The organism is Alishewanella sp. WH16-1, from assembly GCF_001441695.1.
GTDB lineage: Bacteria > Pseudomonadota > Gammaproteobacteria > Enterobacterales > Alteromonadaceae > Alishewanella > Alishewanella agri.
Window position 1 is genome coordinate 1 of record NZ_LCWL01000054.1, and the last position, 3,323, is coordinate 3,323.

6 protein-coding genes are annotated in these 3,323 nt (G+C 60.7%); all 6 read left to right on the forward strand.

Going from position 1 to position 3,323, the window contains the following annotated elements:
* Positions 1–334: mercuric ion transporter MerT (merT, locus tag AAY72_RS05440; protein ID WP_057785889.1), on the forward strand; the 334-nt coding region annotated here is incomplete at its 5' end.
* Between the two features lie 13 nt (positions 335–347).
* A complete protein-coding gene (gene merP, locus AAY72_RS05445; protein ID WP_008950835.1) occupies positions 348–626 on the forward strand; it encodes a mercury resistance system periplasmic binding protein MerP in 279 nt (92 codons plus the stop codon).
* A gap of 186 nt (positions 627–812) precedes the next feature.
* Positions 813–2,522 carry a mercury(II) reductase gene (gene merA, locus AAY72_RS05450; RefSeq protein ID WP_001157002.1) on the forward strand — a complete coding sequence of 570 codons (1,710 nt, stop codon included), beginning with the start codon at positions 813–815 and terminating at the stop codon, positions 2,520–2,522.
* 17 nt (positions 2,523–2,539) lie between these two features.
* Positions 2,540–2,905, forward strand: a complete 366-nt coding sequence (gene merD / locus AAY72_RS05455; RefSeq protein WP_001277463.1) for a mercury resistance co-regulator MerD — start codon at positions 2,540–2,542, stop codon at positions 2,903–2,905.
* Complete coding sequence (gene merE / locus AAY72_RS05460) at positions 2,902–3,138, forward strand: broad-spectrum mercury transporter MerE (RefSeq protein WP_001087807.1); 237 nt, start codon at positions 2,902–2,904, stop codon at positions 3,136–3,138. Before merD ends, merE begins: the two co-directional genes overlap by 4 nt.
* 65 nt (positions 3,139–3,203) lie before the next feature.
* Positions 3,204–3,323: DUF3330 domain-containing protein (locus AAY72_RS16465; protein ID WP_156411284.1), on the forward strand; the 120-nt coding region annotated here is incomplete at its 3' end.

Consider the following 3,323-nt stretch of genomic DNA (forward strand, 5'->3'; position numbering starts at 1 on the left):
CGGGCGCGGCGCGCTCTTCGCCGGTGGGCTGGCCGCCATTCTTGCGTCGGCCTGCTGCCTGGGGCCGCTGGTTTTGATCGCCTTGGGATTCAGCGGCGCTTGGATGAGTAACTTGGCGGCATTGGAACCTTACCGCCCCATCTTTCTCGGTGCGGCATTGATAGCAATGTTCTTTGCCTACCGCCGCATCTTCCGGACTACGCAAGCATGCGAGCCTGGCGATGTATGCGCTGCCCCACAAGCCAAGACGTCGTACAAAGTCATCTTTTGGATTGTGGCTGCGCTAGTTGTCGTTGCACTAACGTTCCCGTATGTAATGCCCCTGTTCTACTAATTGAGGAAAAATCATGAAAAAACTGCTTACCGCTCTTGCCCTTGCCGCTACCTTCGCTGTCCCTGCCTGGGCCGCCACGCAGACGGTCACGTTGTCCGTTCCCGGAATGTCCTGCGCGACTTGCCCGATCACAGTCAAAATGGCGATTTCCAGGATTGAAGGCGTTGATAAAGTTGACGTTACCTTCGAACCACGCGAAGCGGTTGTCACCTTCGATGATACCAAGACCAGTGTGCATGAGTTGATCAAGGCGACGACGGACGTGGGCTACCCTTCTGAACTGAAGAAATAAGGCATCAAATGACGGCGGCGTCGCCAGAGCCAGATAGAGATGTTGTTCTGGCGATTCTACTGTCAGTCATTCCGTGCACAACCTGTAAATGACGTACGGAGCCTGTTCGCTGATGCGAAAAACTGATCCAGTTACCGAGGCGTTGTACGAGTCGGCTTGGGCATAACGGATGAAAGAGAGAGCAAAATGCAAGAATTAAACGAAGTTGGTCTGAGCGTGGCGGGCATGACTTGCCCAAGTTGCACAAAGCACGTTGAGGACGCGCTGCTGGCGGTTCCCGGCGTGATACGAGCGTCTGTCGATTATCCGGCGAACAGGGCGCAGGTCACGGGCAATAGGCTTGACGTATCGGCACTCGTGACGGCAGTGGGGGCACTTGGTTATCGTGCTAAGCCTGCAGACGAAGTGGAAAGCAAAAGGCGCAGTGCTGAACGGCCAGGACTTCTTGGCAGAGCCGCCCAGTGGCTGAGCGGTGACCGCGCGGTGGAGGAGCTGGCCGGTCAGTTACATGTGGCGGTTATCGGTAGCGGCGGAGCCGCTGTGGCGGCTGCGCTCAAAGCGGCGGAAAACGGTGCCCGGGTCACGCTGATCGAGCGCGGGACTATCGGCGGCACCTGCGTCAACGTGGGTTGCGTTCCCTCCAAGATCATGATTCGGGCAGCCCATATCGCTCATCTGCGCCGTGAAAGTCCTTTTGACGTGGGGCTCACTGCGACGCCGCCTGTTGTCTCGCGTGACCGTTTGCTTGTCCAGCAACAGGCGCGCGTGGACGAGCTGCGAATTGCCAAATATGAAAGCATCCTCGAAAGCAATCCGTCAATCAATCTGGTACGAGGCAGCGCCCGTTTCAAGGATGGCCACACGCTTATCGTGGAAGCTGCAGAAGGGGACTGGCACGAAGTGGCGTTTGACCGCTGTCTCATTGCTACCGGCGCGAGCGCAGCCATTCCGCCGTTGCCTGGTCTTGCAGAAACCCCCTATTGGACTTCCACCGAAGCGCTGGTTAGCGAGACCATTCCGAAACGGCTCGCAGTAATCGGTGCCTCAGTAGTAGCGCTGGAACTGGCGCAGGCGTTTGCACGGCTGGGCAGCGAAGTCACGATCCTGGCGCGGCGCACGTTGTTTGCGAGCGAGGACCCTGCCATTGGCGAGGCCGTTACAGCCGCGTTCCGTGCCGAAGGGATCAAGGTATTGGAACACACGCAAGCCAGCCAGGTCGCGCATGTTGACGGCGAATTCGTGCTGACCACCGGGTACGGTGAAATACGCGCCGACCAGCTGCTGGTCGCCACTGGCAGGGCACCGAACACGCGCAGCCTGGCATTGGAAGCGGCGGGAGTCGCTGCCAATGCGCAGGGGGCCATCGTCATCGACAAGGGCATGCGCACCAGTACGCCACACATTTATGCGGCTGGCGACTGCACCGACCAGCCTCAGTTCGTCTATGTGGCGGCAGCGGCCGGCACCCGTGCTGCGATCAACATGACTGGCGGCGATGCGGCCCTGGACCTGACCGCAATGCCGGCCGTGGTGTTCACCGACCCGCAGGTCGCCACCGTGGGCTACAGCGAGGCGGAAGCACATCACGACGGGATCGAGACCGACAGTCGCACCTTGACCTTGGACAACGTGCCGCGTGCGCTTGCCAACTTCGACACACGCGGCTTCATCAAGCTGGTCATCGAGGAAGGTAGCGGACGGCTCATCGGCGTGCAAGCGGTGGCCCCGGAAGCGGGTGAACTGATCCAGACGGCGGTGCTCGCCATTCGCAACCGTATGACCGTGCAGGAACTGGCCGACCAATTGTTCCCCTACCTGACCATGGTCGAAGGGCTGAAGCTCGCGGCGCAGACCTTCAGCAAGGACGTGAAGCAGCTTTCGTGCTGCGCCGGATGAGGAAAAGGAGGTGTTCAATGAGCGCCTACACAGTGTCCCGGCTGGCCCTTGATGCCGGGGTGAGCGTGCATATCGTGCGCGACTACCTGCTGCGCGGATTGCTACGTCCGGTCGCGTGCACCACGGGCGGCTACGGCTTGTTCGATGACACCGCGTTGCAACGGCTGCGCTTTGTACGGGCTGCCTTCGAAGCGGGTATCGGCCTGGACGCACTGGCGCGGCTGTGCCGGGCGCTGGATGCTGCGGACGGTGACGGTGCGTCTGCGCAGCTTGCCGTGTTGCGGCAACTCGTCGAGCGTCGGCGCGAGGCCCTGGCCAGCCTCGAAATGCAACTGGCCGCCATGCCAACCGAACCGGCACAGCACGCGGAGAGTCTGCCATGAACAGCCCAGAGCACTTGCCGTCTGAGACGCACAAACCGATCACCGGCTACTTGTGGGGCGCGCTGGCCGTGCTCACCTGTCCCTGCCATTTGCCGATTCTCGCCATTGTGCTAGCCGGCACGACGGCCGGCGCGTTCATCGGGGAGCACTGGGGTATTGCAGCCCTCACGCTGACCGGCTTGTTTGTCCTGTCTGTGACGCGGCTGCTGCGGGCCTTCAAGGGAAGATCATGACCGCTTCCCAGCCAGCCGAGAGTGGGCAGCTTTGAGCTTCGCTACCAATCTGGAGGAGTACCACCATGAACGCAAACGCCCCGAACACTGCCAGTTGCACCACCTGCTGCGTATGCTGCAAAGAAATTCCGCTCGATGCCGCCTTCACCCCGGAAGGCGCGGAATTGTATAGGCGTAGGTGTCAG